The organism is Aerococcus sp. 150760013-2 (genome assembly GCF_053627715.1).
In genome coordinates this window covers 68,575-92,311 of the sequence record NZ_JBSEYI010000001.1, presented here as the reverse complement: position 1 = coordinate 92,311, position 23,737 = coordinate 68,575, and the positions used below count along the sequence as shown (strand labels likewise).

The 23,737-nt window shown below is 38.8% G+C and carries 24 protein-coding genes and 1 riboswitch; of the genes, 11 read left to right on the top strand and 13 right to left on the bottom strand.

Annotation, left to right across the window (positions count from 1 at the left end):
* The first annotated feature begins 18 nt into the window (after positions 1-18).
* Entirely contained in the window at positions 19-1,854 is a 1,836-nt protein-coding gene (glpO, locus tag ACUW85_RS00445) for a type 1 glycerol-3-phosphate oxidase (RefSeq protein WP_182023000.1), read from the top strand.
* A gap of 71 nt (positions 1,855-1,925) precedes the next feature.
* On the top strand, positions 1,926-2,630 hold the full coding sequence (locus tag ACUW85_RS00440; RefSeq protein WP_182023001.1) for an MIP/aquaporin family protein: 705 nt from the start codon (positions 1,926-1,928) through the stop codon (positions 2,628-2,630).
* 68 nt (positions 2,631-2,698) lie between these two features.
* Here the strand turns inward: ACUW85_RS00440 and ACUW85_RS00435 are convergent, their stop codons facing one another.
* Positions 2,699-3,259, bottom strand: a complete 561-nt coding sequence (locus tag ACUW85_RS00435) for a GNAT family N-acetyltransferase (protein ID WP_182023002.1) — start codon at positions 3,257-3,259, stop codon at positions 2,699-2,701.
* Between the two features lie 497 nt (positions 3,260-3,756).
* Between ACUW85_RS00435 and ACUW85_RS00430 the strand changes: the two genes are divergently transcribed.
* Entirely contained in the window at positions 3,757-4,827 is a 1,071-nt protein-coding gene (locus ACUW85_RS00430) for a tyrosine-type recombinase/integrase (RefSeq protein ID WP_182023003.1), read from the top strand.
* A 187-nt stretch (positions 4,828-5,014) separates the two neighbouring features.
* Here ACUW85_RS00430 and ACUW85_RS00425 read toward each other — a convergent pair whose 3' ends face one another.
* Together ACUW85_RS00425 and ACUW85_RS00420 are read right to left on the bottom strand one after the other, a co-directional pair.
* Positions 5,015-5,947: an ATP-grasp domain-containing protein gene (locus ACUW85_RS00425; protein WP_182023004.1), complete on the bottom strand. Its 933-nt coding sequence runs from the start codon at positions 5,945-5,947 to the stop codon at positions 5,015-5,017.
* Complete coding sequence (locus tag ACUW85_RS00420; protein ID WP_259345323.1) at positions 5,944-7,182, bottom strand: dicarboxylate/amino acid:cation symporter; 1,239 nt, start codon at positions 7,180-7,182, stop codon at positions 5,944-5,946. Before ACUW85_RS00420 ends, ACUW85_RS00425 begins: the two co-directional genes overlap by 4 nt.
* A 306-nt stretch (positions 7,183-7,488) precedes the next feature.
* Between ACUW85_RS00420 and ACUW85_RS00415 the strand changes: the two genes are divergently transcribed.
* The 6 genes from ACUW85_RS00415 (at position 7,489) to ACUW85_RS00390 (ending at position 12,716) form a co-directional block, all read left to right on the top strand.
* Positions 7,489-8,154 carry a SatD family protein gene (locus tag ACUW85_RS00415; RefSeq protein WP_182023006.1) on the top strand — a complete coding sequence of 222 codons (666 nt, stop codon included), beginning with the start codon at positions 7,489-7,491 and terminating at the stop codon, positions 8,152-8,154.
* Positions 8,138-8,869 (top strand): DUF3307 domain-containing protein, encoded by a 732-nt coding sequence (locus tag ACUW85_RS00410; protein ID WP_059348880.1) that lies wholly within the window; start codon positions 8,138-8,140, stop codon positions 8,867-8,869. The genes ACUW85_RS00415 and ACUW85_RS00410 overlap by 17 nt, the downstream gene beginning before the upstream one ends.
* Before the next feature lie 227 nt (positions 8,870-9,096).
* The gene (locus ACUW85_RS00405) at positions 9,097-10,254 is read left to right on the top strand and encodes an acyl-CoA dehydrogenase family protein (RefSeq protein WP_182023007.1); all 1,158 of its coding nucleotides are present in this window, start codon (positions 9,097-9,099) and stop codon (positions 10,252-10,254) included.
* Positions 10,251-11,045 carry an electron transfer flavoprotein subunit beta/FixA family protein gene (locus ACUW85_RS00400; RefSeq protein ID WP_182023008.1) on the top strand — a complete coding sequence of 265 codons (795 nt, stop codon included), beginning with the start codon at positions 10,251-10,253 and terminating at the stop codon, positions 11,043-11,045. The genes ACUW85_RS00405 and ACUW85_RS00400 overlap by 4 nt, the downstream gene beginning before the upstream one ends.
* Before the next feature lie 12 nt (positions 11,046-11,057).
* The gene (locus ACUW85_RS00395) at positions 11,058-12,050 is read left to right on the top strand and encodes an electron transfer flavoprotein subunit alpha/FixB family protein (RefSeq protein ID WP_182023009.1); all 993 of its coding nucleotides are present in this window, start codon (positions 11,058-11,060) and stop codon (positions 12,048-12,050) included.
* A 15-nt stretch (positions 12,051-12,065) separates the two neighbouring features.
* On the top strand, positions 12,066-12,716 hold the full coding sequence (locus ACUW85_RS00390; protein WP_065419854.1) for a Crp/Fnr family transcriptional regulator: 651 nt from the start codon (positions 12,066-12,068) through the stop codon (positions 12,714-12,716).
* A gap of 142 nt (positions 12,717-12,858) precedes the next feature.
* Here ACUW85_RS00390 and ACUW85_RS00385 read toward each other — a convergent pair whose 3' ends face one another.
* On the bottom strand, positions 12,859-13,221 hold the full coding sequence (locus ACUW85_RS00385; protein WP_310649005.1) for an MFS transporter: 363 nt from the start codon (positions 13,219-13,221) through the stop codon (positions 12,859-12,861).
* Positions 13,222-13,316: 95 nt separating this feature from the next.
* Positions 13,317-14,669, bottom strand: coding sequence for a D-serine ammonia-lyase (locus tag ACUW85_RS00380; protein WP_149358436.1), 1,353 nt, complete (start codon positions 14,667-14,669; stop codon positions 13,317-13,319).
* 325 nt (positions 14,670-14,994) lie between these two features.
* Here ACUW85_RS00380 and ACUW85_RS00375 point away from each other — a divergent pair, with 325 nt between their 5' ends.
* Positions 14,995-15,273 carry a chorismate mutase gene (locus ACUW85_RS00375; RefSeq protein ID WP_026466052.1) on the top strand — a complete coding sequence of 93 codons (279 nt, stop codon included), beginning with the start codon at positions 14,995-14,997 and terminating at the stop codon, positions 15,271-15,273.
* An 81-nt stretch (positions 15,274-15,354) separates the two neighbouring features.
* Here ACUW85_RS00375 and ACUW85_RS00370 read toward each other — a convergent pair whose 3' ends face one another.
* The 8 genes from ACUW85_RS00370 to ACUW85_RS00335 form a co-directional block, all read right to left on the bottom strand.
* Positions 15,355-16,527, bottom strand: a complete 1,173-nt coding sequence (locus ACUW85_RS00370) for a M20 family metallopeptidase (protein ID WP_149358435.1) — start codon at positions 16,525-16,527, stop codon at positions 15,355-15,357.
* A gap of 18 nt (positions 16,528-16,545) precedes the next feature.
* Positions 16,546-17,961, bottom strand: a complete 1,416-nt coding sequence (locus ACUW85_RS00365) for a YfcC family protein (RefSeq protein WP_149358434.1) — start codon at positions 17,959-17,961, stop codon at positions 16,546-16,548.
* A 95-nt stretch (positions 17,962-18,056) separates the two neighbouring features.
* Positions 18,057-18,207, bottom strand: a riboswitch (Lysine riboswitch).
* Between the two features lie 120 nt (positions 18,208-18,327).
* Positions 18,328-19,005 (bottom strand): YjjG family noncanonical pyrimidine nucleotidase, encoded by a 678-nt coding sequence (locus tag ACUW85_RS00360; protein WP_149358433.1) that lies wholly within the window; start codon positions 19,003-19,005, stop codon positions 18,328-18,330.
* A gap of 47 nt (positions 19,006-19,052) precedes the next feature.
* Entirely contained in the window at positions 19,053-19,982 is a 930-nt protein-coding gene (locus ACUW85_RS00355) for an alpha/beta hydrolase (protein WP_182023011.1), read from the bottom strand.
* Positions 19,983-20,153: 171 nt separating this feature from the next.
* The gene (locus ACUW85_RS00350; RefSeq protein WP_182023012.1) at positions 20,154-20,750 is read right to left on the bottom strand and encodes a nitroreductase family protein; all 597 of its coding nucleotides are present in this window, start codon (positions 20,748-20,750) and stop codon (positions 20,154-20,156) included.
* A gap of 179 nt (positions 20,751-20,929) precedes the next feature.
* Positions 20,930-21,682: an amino acid ABC transporter ATP-binding protein gene (locus tag ACUW85_RS00345; RefSeq protein WP_149255634.1), complete on the bottom strand. Its 753-nt coding sequence runs from the start codon at positions 21,680-21,682 to the stop codon at positions 20,930-20,932.
* A gap of 15 nt (positions 21,683-21,697) precedes the next feature.
* Positions 21,698-22,366 carry an amino acid ABC transporter permease gene (locus tag ACUW85_RS00340; RefSeq protein WP_205692044.1) on the bottom strand — a complete coding sequence of 223 codons (669 nt, stop codon included), beginning with the start codon at positions 22,364-22,366 and terminating at the stop codon, positions 21,698-21,700.
* A gap of 81 nt (positions 22,367-22,447) precedes the next feature.
* A complete protein-coding gene (locus tag ACUW85_RS00335; protein ID WP_165696129.1) occupies positions 22,448-22,828 on the bottom strand; it encodes an ABC transporter substrate-binding protein in 381 nt (126 codons plus the stop codon).
* Between the two features lie 98 nt (positions 22,829-22,926).
* Between ACUW85_RS00335 and ACUW85_RS00330 the strand changes: the two genes are divergently transcribed.
* Positions 22,927-23,688 carry a CBS domain-containing protein gene (locus ACUW85_RS00330; protein ID WP_182023013.1) on the top strand — a complete coding sequence of 254 codons (762 nt, stop codon included), beginning with the start codon at positions 22,927-22,929 and terminating at the stop codon, positions 23,686-23,688.
* Positions 23,689-23,737 lie beyond the last annotated feature (49 nt).

The window sequence follows — 23,737 nt, the reverse complement described above, 5'->3', positions numbered from 1 at the left end:
ATAGGAGGTATAGTTTAAATGCCTAAATTATCATTTAAGTATAGAAAAGAAACAGTCGAACAATTAAAAGAAAACCAATATGATTTATTCATTATTGGAGGCGGTATCACAGGTGCAGGTGTAGCGATTCAAGCAGCTGCATCTGGCCTAAAAACGGCCTTAGTGGATATGCAAGACTTCTCTGAAGGGACTTCAAGCCGTTCAACTAAATTAGTACACGGTGGTATCCGTTACTTGAAAAACTTCGACCTAGAAGTGGTTTCAGATACAGTAACTGAGCGTGCAACTGTTCATAATATTGCACCACATATCCCACAACCAGATCCAATGTTAATGCCTTTATATGACGAACCAAAAGTAACTTTCAATCCATTACGCTTGCAAATCGCTATGGATATCTATGACTCACTAGCTGGTGTAAAAGATTCTCAATACGCCAACGAAATGTTGTCTAAAGATGAAGTTTTAAGTCGTCAACCAGGCTTAATGGCTGAAGGTTTAATCGGTGGTGGTAAATACCTAGATTTCAACAACAATGACTCACGCTTAGTTATTGAAAATATCAAACAAGCAAACGATGATGGTGCAGATTTATTAAGCCACGCAAAAGTTGTTGGTTTCGAATATGAAAATAACAAAATTGTGGCTGTTAAAGTTGAAGATTTACTTTCAGGAGAAACATTTACTGTTAAATCTCATGTAGTAATTAATACAACTGGTCCTTGGTCAGATACAATTCGCCAATTAGACGGTGCTGATGAGAAGCCTGCACAGATGCGTCCAACCAAAGGTGTGCATTTCGTCGTAGATAAATCAAAATTAACAGTGTCGCAACCAATTTACTTTGACACAGGCGAACAAGATGGCCGTATGGTCTTTGTTTTACCTCGTGAAAATAAAACTTACTTCGGTACTACTGATACGGACTACTCTGGTGACTTTGAACACCCAACAGTGACTCAAGAAGACGTTGATTACCTATTACGTGTTGTCAACCACCGCTTCCCGAATGCCAACTTGTCTATCAATGATATCGAAACTTCATGGGCAGGTTTACGACCTTTAATTGATTCAAATAACGCCTCTGACTACAATGGTGGTGACGCAGGTCGACTATCAGAACGTACATTTGATGAATTAGTGTCTTTATTCGATGGCTACAGCAAAGATAAAGTTGAACGTAGCGTGGTTGAAGATAAGTTACAAGATTTAGGCTCTAATACTTCTGAACGTGGCGATGGTGGCCCATCAAGCGTATCTCGTGGTTCAGACTTATCTGTTTCTGATTCAGGTTTATTTACCCTAGCTGGTGGTAAACTTACTGACTACCGGAAAATGGCTAAAGGTGCAATGGAAAGAATTATCCCTACTGTTATTGACATTACGGGTAAATCTTACGAATTAGTACAATCATCAACTTACCCTGTATCTGGTGGCCAGTTCGATCCTAATAGCTATGAAACGGCTATGGAAAAATTTGCAAATGTAGGTGTAGCTCGTGGTTTAACTTATGGACAATCACTTAAATTAGCTAAATTGTATGGTTCAAATATGAACCGTGTGATTTCATACCTACCAGTAGCCAAAGAATATGCAGCTAAATATGACTATCCAGTTGATATTGCTGTTAGCTTAATTTATGCCTTAGAGGAAGAAGGGGTATACACACCATTAGACTTCTTCGCTCGTCGTACAACCTTTATGCTGTTCCAACATGACAAGATGCTTGCAGTTAAAGATGCGGTTAGCCATACGATTGTCGATTACTTTGGTTTAGATCAAGCCACTGAGGATCAACAGAAAACAGCACTAGATGAAGAAATTGCTAAGGCTGAATTACAGTACTTAAAATAATTTATATTTTAGTATAAATATTCTATAAATAATATGTTATTATTATTTATAAAAACACAGGAGGATTTAATATGGATGGATTTATTGGTGAATTAATTGGTACTTTTTTACTGGTCTTATTAGGGTGTGGGGTTAATGCTGGTGTAAACTTAAGTAAATCAAATGCCAAAGAAGGTGGATGGATTGTTATTACTATGGGTTGGGCTTTAGCTGTAACTATTGGTGTATATGCCTCTGGTTTCTTGTCAGACGCCCACTTAAACCCAGCGGTTACTATAGCTTTCGCTGTAAACGGTTCATTTGCTTGGGCTGAAGTCGTGCCTTATATCGCTGGTCAAATGATTGGGGCGATTTTAGGAGCTGTGACAGTTTGGTTAGCTTACCACGAGCAATTTGAAGCAACTAACGAAGAAGGTTCAATCTTAGGTACTTTCGCTACTGGTCCGCAAGTTGAAAGTCCTGTATGGAACCTAATGACTGAAATCATCGGCACTGCAGTATTAGTGATCGGTGTTATGGCCTTAGGTGCAAACCAAATTTCAGACGGTTTAAACCCGATGATTGTTGGTATCATAGTAGGGGCGGTAGGTCTATCACTAGGTGGTCCTACAGGATACGCCATCAACCCAGCTCGTGACTTAGGTCCTCGTATTGCCCATGCCATCTTACCAATTTCAGGTAAGGGGAGTTCAAACTGGGGCTACGCTTGGGTTCCAATTGTAGGTCCTATCATTGGTGCAATCATTGCAGCCTTAGTATATAACTTGGTATTATAATAAAATTTCAAGTATAGAAAAAATCCAGAACAAACGTTCTGGATTTTTTGTTTGGTTATTTTTACATTTTAATCAAGAGGGCGAATGTCTTTTTCCAGGTAGACAACATCTAGCCATTGGTCGAATTTGTAACCCATGTTCTTACAGACACCGAATTGTTCAAAGCCATGTTTCTTGTGGAATTTTAACGATGATTCGTTGGTTCCTGTGACTTGTGACACGAGTTTGTAGATATCAGGGTAATTGTCGATGACTTCTTGTTCTAGCGCTTGATATAAGCGACTACCAATGCCTTTAGCCTTAACATGAGCATCTAGATAAATAGAAATCTCTTTAGAAGGTCGGTAGCCTTCATAGGCATCAGCGTCAGAGGTGTAAGCAAAACCGATGACTTGGCCATCATAATCAGCCACTAGAAAGGGATTGATCCCAATACGTTCAGTAATTTGTTGTTCCTTTAAGTAAACATCAGTTAGGGCGATTCTAAAAGAAATAGTAGTATTTTGAATGTAATAATTGTAGATAGCAGTTAACTGAGCTGCATCAGCAAGTTCAGCAGGACGGATGATTACTTGGTCAGTTTCTATAGTATCTATAGTCGTTTCAGTATAAGATAAAGGGTCTGTCATAAAAAATTCTTCCTAACTTTTTTAGTTTAATACCATCATATCACTAGAGATTAAAAGAGGCTAATACAAAATATTGTCAACGAATGATAGGTAGAGGGCATCATAAATTGGACATAGAGATTAGGTATTTAAAATGCATATCGCTTTAAATAATATATGTTATGTAAACTAATAGACATAGACAGATATATATAAAGATACTCATGACTATACAGACGGTTTCTAATGCATTTTGGCTTAGTTTATATGTATTAATGCTCATAGACTGTTTTAGATTTATCATAAGCTATCTTACAAAGTATGATTTTATTGTTTTGCTATTCACTTCAATTACTATACTTTATAGCGCTAACTTTCTACAATTATTTGATTCATCGACTTATTATTATAAATATCAGCAAATCCAGTCAGCTTCTTCATTTATTTCATACTATCAATCTATGATTTAGAACGTATGTTTGGTATAATTATTTTTAGTATTTGAAGGAGTTTTATATATGGACAATTACTTTGATAAGGAATCTTTCTACGAACTATACGCCGACTATCTATCACAGAAGCAATCCAGCACTAAGGAAAGCTATTTGAAGAACATCAAACCATTCTTTATTTATCTGGAAAAACAAGCTATTATACATCCAACTTATCATGACATTGAACGCTATTTTGACGATTTAATCAATCATCCAAGTAAGACCTACATCTTAATCAATGATATAGATTATGATGAGGTCTCTGAGGAGCAACGTCGTGCACTGGACCAGTTTCGCTACAAAGATCGGACCATTAAGTCATACCGCAACATGCTCAACCAGTTCTTTAAATGGTTAGAACGGGAAAATCTATATGAAAATATCGTTGCTAAAGCCAATAATAATATCCCTGTACCACACGGACACGCTAAGGATGCACTGGATATTGAGGACGTTGAAAAGTTGCTAGATTACCTTAAATCAACAACTGATACACTAATTGGTAAACGTAATTATGCACTTATATTACTTGCTGTCACTACTGGGTTAAGGACCATTGAACTCAGTAGAGCCAATTTTGAAGACGTGCAACGCCGCGGTTTGAACACTGTAATCTATGTACAAGGTAAAGGTCGCCGTGAAAAAGATGAATTCGTCATAATTCCCCGTAAAACCAAGGAAGTTGTGCGAGATTATACACGCTTCCGTGAAGACCAAGGTATCATGATTAACACCGACTTAGCGCCTTTATTTGCTTCACACGGTAATCGCAATAAAAGTGGTCGTATGTCAGCTCGGTCAATTTCTAGAGTGATCGCGAGTGCTTATGAAGCTGTTGGGATTCATTCATCTAAAATTACGCCACATTCACTGAGGCATACCGCTGCAACCTTAAGTTTAATTAACGGCGGTAACTTACGGGAAACGCAAAAAATGCTACGACATTCTAGTGTTCGAACGACCGAAATCTACGCCCAAGATTTAAATGAAGACTTGAATACTTCTAGTCAGTTGATTGAAGATCTTATTGACCAATCAAGAATTCTCAAAGATTTAGAAGATAAAGGCAAAGATAACAATTTGCACAATCCCTAATTAGTAATCACAAAAGCCCCCTCTCTTAATCATAAAGGTGGGGGCTATTACTGAAAAAATTGAATATATGATGGAATTGCTCTTTATGAAAAGCTAGGGTATTTGTTTGCTATTTTAAATCCCCTCCTATGTCCGCTAAGGGTAATTAGCGGACATAGAAAATAAATTCATTTGCTATACTCTTTGTTTATATTTTCGCTAATAAGTCACCGAGATATTTAGCTAGTGCTAACATGCCAAATTCTTGTGCAACTTCTTCTGCGTCTGCATTGTAATTTGTATTGGTGTTAACGTCGTAAGCCCACTTCTGTCCGTCTGCCGTTACAATAAATTCTACTGCTGCTACCTGAATGTTTTCAGCTTTTAAGAAGTTTTCAATCTTATGAATTTCTTCTTTGCTTAATACCCCGTCAACGATTTGGAATTTATCTGGTGTAGATTGGACCTGCCCTTCAATTGGAATTTGGCAGTTATCTGCTGGGCACAATTCAAAACCGTCTGAAGAATCGATGCTGACAACATAATGAAATTTACCACCAATAAATTCTGACCGGTACACCCTACCATTTACTGGCTTAACGTAGGCTTGAAGTAAGCTAATTCCATCGACTGAATCTTCAAAGAAATCACTATTAACATAGTCTTCTAGCTCTTCAATTCGGTCAAATAGGTTTACCCCAAGCCCTTTACCTGCCCGGTTGTGTTTAATAATAAATGGGAAAGTATCGAGTTTTTTAGCTGCTTGGATAATTTCTTCCTTACCAACTGCAGCAATTGTTTTAGGCGTTTGGATACCTGCTTTTTGTAAGGCTAAATACTGCTTAATCTTGCTGACTTCAAGTTCAATTGCGCGACTACCGTTCACTACAAGGGCCTGATGGCTTTCTAACCATGGTAAAACTTGGCTAGTTAATTCAGGTGCATAGCGGTGGTCTCTTGTGTGTGACGAAGCAGAAATCCGGTTATAGAAAATGCCTGCTGGTGGTGTATCTTGAATGTCTACTAGCCCTGTGTCTAGAAACCAAGTGTCATAAGGAATAGACAGTTGGTCTAGTCGTTCAATTAAATGTTTTGTCCAATCATCGTTTTCGTGGATGATATATACTTTCTTGTCGGTCAAATTGTTGCGCCTTCTTTCTTTTTAATTTTAGTGAATACTGGCAATTTTGCGCCTTCTGTTTTGGCAATAATAGTCGCTGCTAAAGCATTTCCAACCACATTTAAGGCTGTTCTACCTGCATTTGCGAAGAAATCAATGGATACCAGTAAAGCAACTGCTTCAGATGGTAAGCCTAATTGGTTTGCGGTGGCAAGAAGCACGACAATGGCCCCTGATGGTACTGTAGCGATTGTTTTGGTAATAAAAGTAAGAAATACTACTAAAACGACAAAATCAGAAATTGTTAATGAAGCATCAAATATGTTCATTATAAAGGAAATAGACAAAGATACATAGATAGCTGCACCACCTAGATTTAGTGTGTAGCCTAGGCACGTTACGCCAGATGAGATCACTTTTGGGACTTTATTTTCTTCTAAACGTTCGATAAGTGAAGGTAATACAACACTTGAACCGCCTGTAATAAAGGCGATAAAGCTCAAGTCAGAAATGGATTTAAACAATGAAATATAGGATACGCCAAAACTGTACGCAATGATGGGATAGATTACTAAGGCGACTGTTAGGTATGCGACGTATAGCCAGAATAGGAAACTGAATACAGAAGAAATACCTGAAACTCCATAAGTTGCAACGTCATAGGCTAGGAATCCGAAAACCCCGATTGGAGCAAATTGAATGGCATAGTCAACCATTTTGAAGATGGCCGTTTTCCAAGAATTAAAGAAAGAGATAACTGGCTTTGCATCATCACCAATTGCGATTAGGCCTATACCGAGGAAAATAGCAAAGAAAATGATTGGCAATAAGCTACCATCAGCTAAAGTTTGAAAGATATTGCTTGGAATAATACTCAAGATGAAATCTTGTAAGTTAATCCCAGTCGCAATACCATCAAGTGATTCGGTAGAGATTTCACCAAGTGCTACATCACCCCCAACATTCACTAGTCTACCAAATACCAAGGTCAAGCCGATCAAAAAGGTGGTTACGAGGAAAAAGTAGCCAATTGCCTTAAAGATGACCTTCCCTAGTTGATTCCCACCACCGATTTCTACCACTGATAAGACAATTAATGGAAAAACGAGTGGCACGACGAGCATTTGGATGAGGTTCATAAAGAGATCTCCCAGCATACCAAAATGACTACTGATGCCTGGGAAAAAGTACCCAACGACGATACCTAAAATGGCAACTATGAGTATCTGTACCAATAAATTAGGTTTTTTAAACATACATATTCCTCCAATCATTTATCAAGACCTACTTTAGTTTGTTAGCAATAGGTCTCTAATAGCTTGTCTCGTAGTATAGCACCCAGGATTTTATAGTAAATAATCGAATATCGGTCATTATTGGTCTAAAATTGAAACACATTAATTACCGAACAGATGTGATGTAGTGCATACATTGTGAAGTATGGCGGAAATAAAGACAATTTTTATAAATTTCCTAAATAACGGATATTTTAATCGTTCAGTTTCCGTAATATTGGCAATTAAATATAATTTCCGTTATAATGGATATCAAGGAGGTGCCTCATGTCTAAAAACTATATAGCGATTATCGGTGACTTAATTGATTCAAAAAAATCAGCTAACCGAGAAAACTTACAAGAAAACTTATTAGAAAGTTTTGCTACAATTAACCAAAACTACGGTGACATCATCGCGTCAAAATTAACGATAACCTTAGGTGATGAATTTCAAGTGTTGATTAAACCTCATCACCAAGTGTTTCAAATGATAGATGACATCCAACGACTCATTCCCCACCCCATTCGCTTTGGGATTGGTTACGGGTCAATAGCCACAGAGATTGATCCTGAAGTCAGTATAGGCGCAGATGGCCCTGCATACTGGCACGCTAGAAGCGCCATTGAATCAGTCAAGCAACACGATTACAGCGGTAATTTACGTCAAGTCTTTACTGGTCTAGAGGGAAAAGATGACACCATCAATACCCTGCTCTTACTGACGGATACTATCCGGTCAAGTTGGACTAAAACCCAGCTATATGTCTTCAATGGACTTTTAGAGACGGGGATTTACCAGCAATCATTTAATCAAAAAGCACTTGCTAAAAAATTAGAATTATCACCCTCAGCTTTAAGTAAACGACTAAATTCAGCCAATATTAAAATCTATCTAGCTGGAAAAGAACAGCTGGCACGTTTCATTCAGGAGGTCGATGATACTGATTCATAATGCCATCACACTCGTATTATTAATTGCCCACTTTCTAGGTGATTACCATTTTCAAAGTGAGAAACTGTCAGAAGCCAAGAGAAAGAGTCACGCCGCTCTTGCTAAACACCTAGCTATCCATGGATTACTTTTGTTTATATCATGGTTACTCACTTGGCAGTCGAATATGATTCTCTTATTTTCAGCTGTATGGCTAGGACATATCATCATTGATTTACTGAAGGTGACCCTACAGCGGAAGTGGATATTCCAGGCAGAACAGATTCCTTATATTTATCTGATTGACCAATTGCTACATATTTCATTGATTGTCGTCTTAAGTCAGGTTGTTTTCCCGGCATCCGGTGACGTCTCCGTATCCATACCTACATTGGTCTTGAAATGGACCTTACTGACGGTATTAATAACCAAACCCGCGAACGTTACCTTTAAAGTGCTTTTCAATCAATATCAAAATTACACCGACGATACAGTTGACCAAACTGAAATAGTCACTGTTCCTGGTGCAGGCGCTATGATTGGGAATTTAGAACGAATTTTATCAGCTATATTCCTGTCATTAAATGCCCTATCTTCCATCGGCTTAATCTATACTGCGAAGTCTATTGCCCGCTTTAAACTGATTGAGGAGAACCAAGGATTCGCCGAATACTATTTAATCGGTACCTTATTTTCCATTCTATTTGTCGTCGTATCATACTTTTTTATATTTTAAGAGACATCTTACTTAGCGATTTAGGCGATTGTTAAGTAAGATGTTTTTTGTGACGCTCTTCACTTAAACTTATAAGATATATTTGGAGTCCTACAAATATATGTAAGCACTTTAATTTTAATCTTTTTTCGTCAAAAGTTTGATATTAGTCAAGGAAAACGACAATCTGACTAGCGTATACTTGGGTGGTGAAATAGTACACAATATACTGAAAGTGGTGAAAATACATGGATTTTAAATTCACTGATGAACAAGAACTACTCCGTAAGATGATTCAAAAGTTTGCGGAAAAAGAAATTGCCCCAAGATACGAAGAAATTGAAAAGGAAGGATACCAACAAGACCTAACGAATAAGATGGCGGATGTTGGTATTGTTGGGATTGCTGTCCCTGAGGCTTATGGTGGCGCTGGCTACGACTTTGTAACCCAGACTATGGTGATTGCTGAACTGGCAAAAGTTAACCCCGGTGTTGCCTTTACCCTTGAAGCCCACTGGAAAGCAATCGACCAGCTTGTCATTTATGGTAGTGAAGAAATCAAGGCCCGTTGGTTACCTAGGGCTAATCGGGAGTTATTTACCTTTGGACAGACTGAGCCAGCTAGTGGGTCTGATGCCTCTACCCAACAAACAACAGCTGTTCAGACTCCAGATGGTTGGTTATTGAACGGGAATAAGGCTTTCTTAACCAACGGTGTCAAAGCCGCATCTATGTACCTTATTTTAGCCATTACCAGTCCTGAAAAAGATACCGAACATAGTCGGACTGTCTTTATCTTAGATAATCAAAATCCTGGTTTTGAAAACGGTCGTGTTGAAGACTTTGTGGGGATGCGCGGATGTCCAGTCGGTGATATTTACTTGTCAGATGCCCTTGTACCGGATATTGACCGCTTAGGTGATATTGATCAAGGGATGGAAATTGGACACAATGCCCACCATACAGCCCGGTTTTTAATGGGTGCACTAGCGGCTGGTATTCAAGATGCCGCCTTGAAAGCTTCTATCAACTATATTCAAGAGCGTGAACTATTTGGCGGTAAGATGTCTCACCTTGATGGGATTAAATTTAGAATCTCTGATATTGCCATGGGCTTACATGCAACAAAACTAATCATCTACCAAGCTGCCTGGTTAAGAGATCAAGAAGTTGACCATAAGATGGAGACAACAACCGCTAAATTATTTGGCTCAGACCAAGCCTTGAAAGCGGCTAACCACGCTATGCAGATTTTTGGGGCTTATGGTTACTCTAAAGAATATCCAGTTGAGCACTTATGGCGTGACGCTAAGGCCTTGCAATATGCTGAAGGTGCATATGAAAAACTCCAATTAGACATCGCAAATTCAGTCTTATTTGAATCTAGAGAGGAATTTATGCTATGAAAATCGTCGTGTTTATAAAAGAAATCCCTATCAGTAACCACGTTAAAATTGACCCAGAAACGAATAACCTTATTCGGAGTGGTGTTCGCGGCCGTATTAACCCCTTTGATGAACATGCCATTGAGACTGCTGTTAAGTTAAAAGAAAAATTTGGTGGTACAGTATCTGTTGTCAGCATGGGCCCTGATTCTTTTAAATTGAGCTTGCATGAAGCCCTAGCCACGGGTTGTGACGAGGCTTATCTACTATCTTCACGTGCCTTTGCTGGGTCAGATACCTTAGCAACTGCTTATACCCTAGCTCAAGCTGTACGTAAGATTGGGAACGTGGATCTTATTTTGACAGGTTTAAAGGCAATTGATGCGGATACGGGACAAGTTGGCCCACTAATTGCTGAAGAGTTGGATCTACCACAAATCACCAACGCATCCGGTATAGTAGACCTTGATACAGTTAATCAAACCATTGATGTCAAAAGACATTTGGAAGTGGACCAAGAAGTCATCCGTGTTTCTTACCCCTTAGTTATGAGTGTTGGTGATGAAATCAATAAACCGCGGTATCTATCGCCTCTTTTGATTAAACAATCTATGCAAAAAGAGATTACGGTATGGAACGAGGGTGACCTACATTGTGACCTCGATAGAATCGGTATCAAAGGGTCCCCTACTATTGTGACTGAAAGCTTTGTGCCGGAAGAATCAGTCCGTCAGATGACCATGCTTGAAGGGTCGCCGATGGAAGCGGCCGAAGCATTGTTAGCCATTTTGTCAGACAAACATATCATCTAAGGAGGTAAGTCCATGAATCAAGGAAAATCATCAGGTATATGGGTGGTTGCTGAAATTTCAGAAGAAACCATCCACCCTTCAACGCTAGAATTATTGGGTAAAGCCCATGAAATGAGTCAAAATAGCCAAGATAGTGTAACAGCCATCCTCTTAGAAACAAGTCAAACTAATCACGCAGCAAGTCTTATTGGCCACGGCGCTGACCAGGTGTTTGTTGTGAAAAATGACTTATTCGCTGACTTTGACCCTGTATTATCAAAAACAGCTATCAAGCAATTAGCTGACGATTACCAACCAAATATTATTTTATTCGCAGCCACACTTAAAGGGAGAGCTTTAGCGCCAAGACTACAAGGTGCCCTGCAAACTGGTCTAACCGCAGACTGCCTAGACCTATCTATCAATGATAAGGGGCAGTTGCTACAGATTAAACCCTCATACGGGGACAACTTGATGTGTACAATTCTAACACCAACCCGTCGTCCACAAATGGCCACAGTACGGCCAAATGTCTTTAACACTCTCCCCTTTGACAATACCCGTCAAGGTGCTATTATAGACATAACAATTGCCTTAGAACGGCCTTATACCTACCAAGTATTGGAACGAATTCCAGGCCAACCACAAACGAATCAAATCACTGAGGCAGATAAGGTTGTTGCTGTTGGCCGCGGGATGAAGATGCAAGACAATTTAGTCTATACTGAAAAAGTAGCCGACCTACTTGGCGCAAAAGTTGGTGCTACCCGCCCCCTAGCAGAGAACGGCTGGTACACACATGACGAGCAAATAGGTCAAAGTGGGGTCACTATCCAACCGCAATTACTCTTGAATTTCGGGATTGCGGGCGCCATCCAATATACTGTCGGGATGAATCAGGCAAAATTTGTATTTTCTGTAAATAAGGACCCGAAAGCCGCTATCTTTAAAGAATCAGATGTCGGGTATGTCGGCGATGCGGTTGCTTTTGCCAAAGCTTTAGCTAAACAAGTAGAAAGTAAATAACAATGAGGTGAAAATATGTTAGCCCAGGATAAAATCAATGATCTAAGACAATTTGACCTATTCAAGGAGCTTGATTGTCAAACGCTCGAACAAATTGTCCCTTATTTTACTAAACGCTTGTACAAACGAAATGAAGTGGTCTACGCAACCAATACAGAAGCCCGCTATTTTCTCTTTGTATTAACTGGTAAAGTAAAGATCTTTAGATTATCAGAGTTGGGAAACGAACAAATCATCCGGATGATTGCACCGATGGAATTTACTGGTGAACTAGCCCTATTTGAAGGTATCCGCAAGGCGCATGCCGTAGCCATGGTAAAAAGTGAAATTTACCTGATTGAAAACCAACAATTTAAACAACTGCTGGTGGACTACCCGCAATTATCCCTTAAGATGATTGAAGCTCTGTCTCAGCGCCTACACGCTTCAGAAGAGCAATCCATGTTGTTATCTACTTGCACCGCAAAAGACCGGTTATTCAATTTCATTTGTAAGGAAGCCGAGTTGGTGAATGGCCACCAAATCTTCTATCACGAGGAAACGAAGCGGTTTTTAGCAGGATTTTTAGGCATGTCATCTGAAACACTTAGCCGGTCCCTGCATCAATTAGCTGATGAAGGCAAGATTAAAGAACGGCATAACCATCAGATTGAAGTCTTTTGTTGAGAAGTATTGAGTTAAATTCAACTTCATAAACGTCTATAAGCATCGAACCTTCACTTTAGTTGGAAAGGTTCGATGCTTTTTGCAAGTAGATACTATTCGCTACTTCAGCAGTTTGTTGTTCAGCACCTGAAACATAACCAATTTATGTTAGTAAAACATCGGCTAAGAGACCAGCAATCGCTTGACCTACTTTGCGTGTAAATGAGTAAACTGAGTAGATTGTACCATCTCTACGTGTACCACGTTTGATGTAGAAGTCATCAATAACGTCTGTTACGTAAGCGTACATTGATATAGTGTAGTAACCCATAACTATACCCGCAACGATAAGTAAGATGGCAAATACTAATGGATTTTGAATGCTTAATACGAAAGCAAGGACATAGATGAAGCCTGCACCGATTAGTGCGAATGATCCAGCTTCTTTTTTACCAAATTTTTTCGTAATTGAACTTACAAATGATGCGATTAATAAGGCACTTAAAGTCATACCTGCAGTGGCAATTGTTGCTAAAAATAGGGCAAAATAAAAAAGAGTAAGTGAGCTGTGACACTCAATTACCCTTTTCTTCTATAGTGATTTCGATTTATCGTTTCACATTATTGATTGGCTTTACCATTTTCGTAGAATAACACTTGCTCATCTGCTGGTACCATTGACCCACCAGTTGCCCATGCAATATGGGTCATGTTAGCTACTTTATCTGTTAAGTTCTTGTGACGCAGATAGTTTTGCCCCGCTTCAGTAGTGAAGAGTCTTTGTGGACCAACTAATCCTGCTGTGGCTGCTGGCTCTACAAAAATATCTTCTACATCTTTCAGTGCTGTTAACAGACGATTTGACTCTTTGTCAGTCAATGTATAACCACCATCAAAGATACCTGACATTAATTTAGCCACGATTTGAGAGGTTCTAGGTACTGCTAGACCGTCCATAACGGTTAAGCCATCAATCCCAAAGTCATAGACTGAAATATCTGCAAATTTCTTAGAGATTAACCCTAGTAACATAGATGGTACATGAGTTGGTTGAGCAAAGAAGCAGTGAACATGATCCCCGTAAATTTGTTTCAAACCATAAGTAATACCACCTGGACTACCACCCACACCACATGGTAGATACACCATAAGTGGATGGTCTTCATCGACAACGATTCCTTGATCAGCTAACTGTTTTTCTAGTCTTGACGCTGCAGTTGTATAACCTAAGAACAATTGAATTGAATGTTCGTCATCAATAAAGTAAGCATAGGGATCTGATTGAGCTGATTGACGCCCTTGGTCTACGGCTTCTGTGAAGTTGGTCTTATGTTCGATCACTTGGACACCGTGGCTTCTTAGGTAGTCTTTCTTCCATTGCTTGGCTTCGTGGGACATATGAACTTGGACATTGAAACCAATTTTGGCAGACATCACACCTGAAGAAATCCCCAAGTTACCTGTAGTTCCAACAACTACAGTGTACTGTTTAAAGAAATCTTGGAATGTCTTAGTCGCAAATTTCGAATAGTCATCGTCATAACCTGATAATAATTTCTCTTCAAAGGCTAATGCTTCAGCATGATGCAAGACTTCATAAATAGCCCCTCGAGCCTTAATAGTACCGGCAATCGGTAATAAGTCATCCCGTTTTAGGAACATTTGGCCAGGAAATGAAAAATCATAAGTGGTTTCTAACGCAGTCTTGAATTTGTCAATGTCAGAGATTGGCGATTCAATCAGACCATCTAAAGCCACCGTATCTTCGAAGACTGCTTTGATAAATGGTGCAAATCGTTTTAATCGTGCCTCTGCGTCTTTAATCTCTAGGACTGACACATCCAGCTGCCCTTTTAGGTTCTTGAAAGGTACATGGCTATCATTCTCCCAAAAAACGGGCTTACGGTCACGAATATCACCTAATGTTCTTTGATTCACCTGTTCTCTTGTTTCAGATATAGATTCTGTTGACATATCTATCCACCCTTCATATTATTTATTTTTTATAATGCACATTTTTCAACTCAAAAATTATAACGATTTTTTCCGCGTTCGTCAATAAATTCAGATAGTGTAGACAATCCCCATTTGCAATTGCTTTTGATTTGGTCCTTACTTATAATGGATTAGACGAAGTAGTAATGTTTAAATCAATATTATGAAAAATAAATATCTTAGATAAAGTGGATTGTTCGGACAAACTAGCCAGTATATTGACCTAGTCGTCATCCGCCTCCCGATATAAAATTCTAGACTTACAAAAATTACAAAATTAAATGACCCATTAAAGGAGAAAGACATGTTAGAAAAAGAACGTACAGAGATTGACCGCCTTGACCGAGAAATCGTGAAATTATTTGAGGAAAGAACGAAAATGGTTGAGCAGGTAGCTGAAGTTAAGCTAGCCAACAATAAAGACATTTTAGATGCTGGTCGTGAAGCGTTAGTCATTGAGAAAGTTCAAGGCTACTTAGAAAACCCTGAACTAAAAGAAGAATTAGCTGATTTATATACTGAAATCATGCGTATATCTCGCGGTCATCAGGAGCATTGGATGGCTCAACAAGAAGAAAAATAACCGCTATGAATCAATAAAGCAAATATAAATGTTTGCATTGAAAAAATCGTCCGGGTTTCCCCAGGTGATTTTTTCTATTTCCTATACTTTTCGATTGGCAAATTCTGTTCGGATCTCAGCTAGTAGTTCTGGTTTGCTAATAACATCAATACCAGTACGCGCCAATGTTTCAACAACTTTCATCATCATGTCATAGGCAAATGGTGTTTGGGTACAGTCTCTAAATTCAGGTGTGTGCCCGATAACACGCTTGCCATTTGTGATTGAATAGTAAGAATGGATTGAAGGGACTACATGACTGACGTCACCCATATCAATTGACCCATTTTCCCCTAATTTCTCGGGAACCATTTCAATACCTAATTCACTTGCATTTTCGTTGTAAACTGCAGATAAAGTCTCGTTAGTAATCATATCCCTGTAGATATTTTCAAAGTCTGTGTGCTTCATAGTACAACCACTTGCAAGTGCTGCGGCCTTAGCACAGTTGATGATTTTCTCCGATAAAACTTCCATATAAGGCGTATCCAAGGCGCGGACATAGAATTCAGCGCGTGTGTATTCAGGGATCACGTTGGCTGCGTCTCCACCGTGGGTAATAATCCCATGTACACGAGCAGATGACCGCATTTCTTGGCGGAGACTATTGATATTATTAAATAGGTTTAACATAGCGTCTAGGGCGTTAATCCCTTCTTCTGGCGCTTCTGCAGCATGGGCCGGTTTACCGAAAAATTCAAAAGCAATTGGGTGGATAGCCATTGAAGTGCCAGACATAGTATTTTCATCTGAAGGATGGGTACACATAGCCACATCTACGTCGTCAAATACGCCTGAATTAGCCATATCTACCTTAGTTCCAGTTGTTTCTTCAGCGGGCGTTCCTAAAACAATCACTCGGCCGCCAGTCTGGTTGATTACCTTAGATAAGGCGATACCAGCACCAGTGTCTACAGTCCCAAGCATATTATGGCCACAGCCATGCCCAATTGACGGTAAGGCGTCGTACTCAGACAAGTAAGCAATTGTTGGGCCAGGTTGACCTGAATCAAAAGTCGCTCTAAAGGCCGTATCAAAGCCAGCATACGGGGTTTCAACAGTAAAACCATGTTTTTCAAGCAATGCAATATGGGCTTTTGACGATTTAAATTCTTGATGGCCTAGTTCTGGATTAGCAAAAATATAATCGCTCAATCCTCTTAAGTCTGTTTCTAGGGCGTTAACTTCTTGATGTAATGTTTCTTTTACAGTCATAAAATTTACTCTTCCTTTCTAGAATGGCCCGTAGCCTACAAAATGGGCGAAGATTAAAAATGCCAATCCAATTAAAATATAAATGGTTAGTAATGGCATAAACCATTTAAACCATTTGTTATATGGAATTTTAGCCAGTGATAATTCAGCCATCAGGACACCGGATGTTGGAATAATGGCATCCATGAAACCTGAACCTAATTGGAAAGCAAGTACAGCTGTTTGTCTTGTGACATCTAGTGAGTCTGCAATTGGTAACATGATTGGCATCGTTGCTGCTGCTTGTCCTGAACCAGATGGGATAAAGAAGTTGATCAAGATTTGAATCACGTACATACCAACTGAACCTAGAATAGCTGGGAAAATGTTCACTACTTGTACAAGATAGTAAATAATTGTATCTAAAATCATCCCATTTTCCATGACTACTAAAATACCGCGGGCAAATACAATAGCAAGTACTGAGAACATCATTTCACCGGCCCCAGCAACGAAGGTGTCGGCTATTTTGCCAGTTGAAAGACCCCCAATTAAGGCGGAAACAACTGCCATTGTAAAGAACATCGCGCCTAATTCATCAATAAACCAGCCAATTTGGAATACACCATAAATCATTATAGAAAAACCAACAAGTAAAGCTATTGAAATCCATTTGTGGCGTGATGAAAATGCTGGTAGTTCCTGTTCATTTAAATCGATATAGTCAGCTTGCGCTTTATCCGCAGCTTCTAAATCAGCAACGTCGCTTTTGCTTGGATCAGCTTTGACTTTTTTCGCATAACGCATAATAAAAATCGTTGTCACTGCCCAAAGAACAATGAATAAGGCGATACGTAAGCCAACACCTGAGAATAATGGTAATTCGGCTAAGGCTTGGGCAACACCTACTGAGAATGGGTTCATAAAACCGGCATTAAAGCCCACTGCAGCCCCAAGAATTAAAACGGCAATCCCTGTCATGGCGTCGTAGCCTAAAGCTCTAGCTAGTGCTATACCGATTGGGATGAAGAGGATAATTTCCTCTGATAAACCTAAAGTGGCACCACCTAAACCAGTCACAAAAACAAGAATAGGAATGAAGACTTCCTCGCGTCCTTTTAAGGCACGGACTAAACGACCCATTAAGGCTTCCAGAATGCCTGTTTCGTTAATTAATTTGAATGATCCACCTGTGATAAAGAGGAAGAATACGATAGATCCTACCTCAATAAAAGCTTGCGGTAAGGCCAGAATCAACTGGAAGGGATTTTGTGGGCTAGAATCAATAAAATGGAAAGAATCTGGTACTAAAACAGTTCGATCATCAACCAGCATTCGTTCAAACTCCCCTGCTGGAATAACCCAGGTTAAGACCATCATGATGACCATGATTGAAAATAAAAGTACTAATGCATTCGGCATTTGTAACTTTTTTGGAAAAAGTTTTGACTTCATAAAAAAGCTCCTTTTAAAAATTTGAATAAAAAAATACCAAGGCAAGCAAAAGCTCGACTTGGTATTGGTTGAATACAGAAATCACTTTTGCCCGCAAAATAGAAAGCGCTCCTGGAAGGAATTGGGCATTCCTTTTTGGCAGTGATGCATTTTTTTAATACACCCCCAACAGTAAGTTATACTGTTTCGGCTAATAACCCTTTCTCCAAATGGATACTGATGTGATTAGCGGCCTCTTTCTATTTCGCATTTATTCATTTAAGTCTAATCTTATGAAATAAAAGGTACAATGTCAAGAAATTTTACAATCGATGTTATATGCTATTGTGCGTTCATGAGAAAAATTGGTTAAACTAAGTCAAAAAACTATAAATCGTATATTTCATTTAATTGCGCAATATCATAGGTTGGCATTACTGGATCTTTTACTTCTTTCCTTTTTGGGTTATACCAAATGGTGTCGATTCCAGCATTAATACCTCCTTGAATATCTGACGTAAGCGAATCCCCAATAATGGCTGTTTCTTCTTTATTAAAACACGGTATTCTTGAAAATACTGTATTAAAGAAATTTATACTAGGCTTTTGCGCATTCAGTTCCTCAGATATGAACACATCTTTAAAGTACGGGATCAAACCAGATTTTTGTAAACGATAAGATTGCGTTTCAGCAATACCATTTGTAACGATATATAAATTTGCCTGTTTAGAAAGTGAATTCACTAGTTCCAAACTATTTTCAATAGGTTTTATACCTTCTTTTAGATACTGCCGATAATTTCTTTCCATTTCAACACTATCCACTTCAATGCCTAGTTGATTGAAGAAAATACCAAATCTACCATTTACAACTTGTTCTGAGGTTAAAATCCCTTGTTCGAATTGGCGCCAGCGACTTTGATTCATGGTATTATACATTTTCTCAGTTTCCTCATTATAAGGAATATCCATAGCCTCAAATAAAGATTTCAATGCACCCTTTTGCGCATCTTGGAAATCTAATAAGGTATCATCTACATCAAATAATAAGTTTTTATACTTCATATTTACCTCTTTTTATTATCCTAAAACCAAAGTATCATCCTGAGCACTCAGGAATAAGTGCCTTTTAAGATGATTTGTTTCAACCAATTTTCAGCTAGCGGTAGCCATTGTGCGGCAGTTTTATTGATTTGAACTGGATATAAAGCTGAAGATTCGTTAGCTACTGACAAACCATGTGGCCCTTTTTGAAAGATATGCATTTCAAAAGGTATTTCATTTTCTTCTAAAGCCAAGGCAAATGAAATTGAGTCGCGCACATTCACCACTTGATCTTCTCTTGTTGCCCAGATGAAAGTTGGTGGTGTATCAGCGTTCACTGTTGAAGGAATAGAATATTTTACAACTTCTTCAGCAGTTGGTTGCGGTTTACCGAAGCAAGCTAGAGAAATAGCAGTCGCATATGCTTGCACATTTGGATCAGGGTTCTGTACATTTTTACCAAAATAGTAGGCAATATCTGTTAAGGCATATGAAGAAATATTAAAGGCTGGCTTCAATTGGTCGCCTGTTAAACTGGTAGCGTCTTGGATAACTGGTTGGCTCCACAAGTTGCCGTACATACCTGTATTATGCCCACCTGCAGAGAAACCGATTAACCCAATTTGGTCTGTATTGACTTGCCATTCGCTTGCATGTTTGTGGATGATTTCAAATGTTTTGGCTGTTTCTTGTAAAGCATGTGGGAAAACCACATCTTCTTTCACTGGAAATTGGCCCTCAGCAAGGGTTTGGTCGGTCGTTTTGCCTTGACCATAAACAGAATACCGTAGGACAAAAGCGTTAAATCCCATTGAATTAAAGGCCATCGCTACTGGCTCAGCCTCACGGTCAGAACAATACATGTATGAACCACCTGGGCAAATAATAATAGCTGGTCTCGTTCTCGTATCATCACTGGTCGTGAAAGGATCTAACAGATAAGTCGTTAACGTCACATCGTCTCGGTCTTCGTATAATTTAATTACTTCACTCCGCATATTGGGCCTCCTAGTATTTTATTTATACCATTATAACATTGTGTATTAAGGTGTGACAAAAGTCGTGTAGGATCGACTTTTGGGAAGTGTCAGAAAATCCTGACTTTTGGAACCTGATATGATAAAAAGGGTTGTGACAATACCGTCACAACCCCCTCATTAAAATATTGATTAACGTTCTGTAACTAATTCAGAAACAGCGATTGATTCTTTGTCAGCTGCAGGTGCTTCAATTGAACCGAATGGCATTTCAGCAACTAGTTCCCAAGCTTCAGGTAAATCTAACAATTCACGAATTGCTGCGTCAAATCCTTGCTCGTAGCCAATGTTGAAATGTTGTAAGTTTGCACCTAAACCTAATTCAGTTAATACTAACCAAGCTGTTAATTGCGCATTTGCTGATTCGTGGTTTTTGTAAACTGAACGACGTTCTGGGTTACCAGGGATACCTGCTTCAACAGCGTCACGGTCTTCGAAGAATAAGATTGTACCAACTGCTTCACGCGCACCATCCATGATTGGTTTCATGTAGTTTAATGTACCTGCGTCTAATACTTCTGTTTGTACACCTTTAATCAAGTCCCAAAGTTGTTGGTTTTTTTCACCAGAAACGACAACAACACGTACACCTTGTGAGTTAAATGCACTTGGTACAGTTGGAATCACTTCGTTTAAAGCAGCAGTTACATCTGAAGCAGTCACATCAGTGTTAGCACCGATAGCGTAGTGAGAACGACGTTTAGTTAATAAATCTTTAAAAGCTGACATAAATTAAATACTCCTCTTAATTTCAAATTTTTTAAATAACAAGTTCCAATTAGAACTATTTATAGTCTACATGCTTACTTTTTAAAAGTCAATTATCAAGTTCATCAATGTGCAATCTTCTACTTTTAAGTTATCAAAAGACTATATTCGGTACGCTTTTGGTACCATATCAGAACAATTTAGATAACGTACTCATTGGCCCCAATGTATTCTTTTAGGAATTGTTTGGTTCTCTCTTCTTTTGGATTAGTGAAGATTTCATCCGGCCGTCCTGATTCAACGACCACCCCATCGTTCATAAAGACAACCCGGTCCGCCACTTTGCGGGCAAAATTCATTTCGTGCGTCACGATAACTAGTGTTGTGTGCCCTTTTGCCAGGTGTTCGATGGTTTCAAGCACCTCATTCACTAATTCTGGGTCTAAGGCAGACGTTGGCTCATCTAGTAGAATTGCTTTAGGTTGTACAGCAAGTGCCCGGGCGATACTTACCCGTTGTTGTTGCCCACCTGATAAAGTCACAGGGTATTGGTTTTTTTGTTTCGACAAGCCCACTTGTTTCAATAATTTTTCACCAAATTCAGCAGCTTCGTCTTTTTTCATGACCTTATTTGAAATTAAAGATAAAGTAACGTTCTCTAAAACTGTCTTATTTCTGAACAAATTATAGTGTTGGAATACCATGGCAGTTTGCTGTCTTAAGGCAAAGGCATCTTGCTTCTTGATATCCGGTGCTATGACTTTAACCCCGTTAATTTCAATGGTTCCTGATTCTGGTGATTCCAGTAAGTTTAAACTCCGCAAAAAGGTCGATTTTCCTGAACCTGACGGCCCGATAATTGCGACAACTTCTCCTTCGTTCACTTGAAAGTCAATCCCCTTCAATACAGTGTTATCGCCAAATTTTTTCACTAATTTTTCAACTGTAATCATATTGGTACTCCTTTCCTAGCTGCGTTTGTAAGGTACAGCTATCTTGCGTTCTAGTTTGCCTTGTAACCATGAAATGATCACGATGATTACCCAGTAAATGAAACCAACTACAACATAGGTTTCAAAATACAGCATTGATGATGAAGCAATCAATTTCGCTGAAGCAAAGACTTCGGTTACCCCTAAGGTAAAGACAATTGACGATCCTTTAACTAGAGAAATAAAGACATTTAAAGTACCCGGTACAGCATTCACAACTGCTTGTGGGATGACTACAGTTTGGTAAATTTTCCAAGGTTTCATCCCTACTGATAAGCCAGCTTCAATTTGTCCGCTATCTACAGAATCTAGGGCTGCACGGAAGATTTCCGCTAAATAAGAAGCTTCTTTAAAAGATAAACCGATAATCGCTGCACTCATTGCAGACAAGTTAGACATAGATGGGAATAATTGTGGGAGTCCAAAGTAGATAATAAATAATTGCACAACTGTTGGTACCCCGCGGAATACAGAAATATATGCCGCTGACATACTTGAGATAATTTTATTTTTGCTACGGCGGCCAAAGGCTACGATTAAACCAATCACCACAGCGAAAAACATAGAGACAAACGCTAGAACAAGCGTTGTAGGTATATAGCTAGCAACTTCTGGTAAGATTTCTAGCATGTATAGAAAATCCATATTCATTCACTTCCTTTTTGTAAATCCTTTTCATTCTTGTTGCCTATATCAGGCACTATCCTGTTTTCCAAATATGGAGAATTATATAAGGTTTTTTTGCAAATAAACAGTGATGTGCTTTTTATTGCTCAATCGTTTTCGGTCGAATTCAACAAAACCCCACCGTTCATACATGGCAACTAACCAGGGCAAACGGTCAGCAGTCCCTAGCGTACGGAATGGTTTGTCCTTCAATTGGATGCTCGCTTGAATTATCGTATAATCCTGAGCATAGGCATCGATCTGACCTTTTTCAACATTTAACTCAGGTCCTTCACGATTTTCATAAGTACGGATTTCAATATCTAAACTCTTATCTTCTATATATTGCGTCATGATATCCACCTTATGTGACCCTGCAACACCACCAATTGTTTTCCCTTCCAAGTCTTCAATCTCTTGGATGTCAGAATCAGCTAGCACACCTAAGATTGTAATTTATTTGCTCAAGACTATTGCTATTCATTATTCCATCATCTTTTTGTTATAATTAAAGTAGTAGATAGAAGGAGGTTGCCAAGATGACCAGTCATTATTCTGAAGAATTTACCAGGGATAAACCCTATTCAGTAACAGTCGCTTTTATTAGCCACTTTAACACCCTACACCAAACCATGAAGGGATTATTAGTCAATGATGATGCTACTTTCTTCCAGTGTGTAGAAGAATTAGCCAAAACGAACCAAGTAATCAAACGTAACCATCAATTTTTAGACCAGATTCGCCAGTTACGCAACTTGTTGACCCACCACAAGACAGATGTTGAAGTAAACCTGGCTTATCCTTCTGAAGAAACCAATCAACAACTCTTTGAAATCAACCAATTACTGACAGAAATTCCGTCAACTAGAAAATTTATTAAACCAGTTTTTGCCATTAATATGGATGATAGTCTAGAAAAAGCCTTGACTGATTTACACCACCATCAAGTATCCCAATTACCCGTCTTTAATAAGGAACGTTTGGTATCCGTTATTTCTGCAGAATTGATCACTAAATTTATTGCGGATGAAATTACTAAAAATTCTTGGTTCTATATGGACTTCTCCAAATATAAAGTAAAGCAAATCATCAATCATAGTCAACATAAGAAAATTACCCGTAAACAAATCATTTCACCTGATACCCCAATTTTTGAATTAGATGATTTAATGGTCGACTTGATGCGCAACAACCGAAATGAAGTCTTATTGATTTCGGAAAAAGACGATGTCCGTAAACCTGAAGACATTATTGGAATTGTCACTCAACGGGATATTACGACGATTCTAAATTATTTATAAGATGAGGGTAGACAAAAAAGCTAGCGAAAATTGCCGCTAGCTTTTTTGT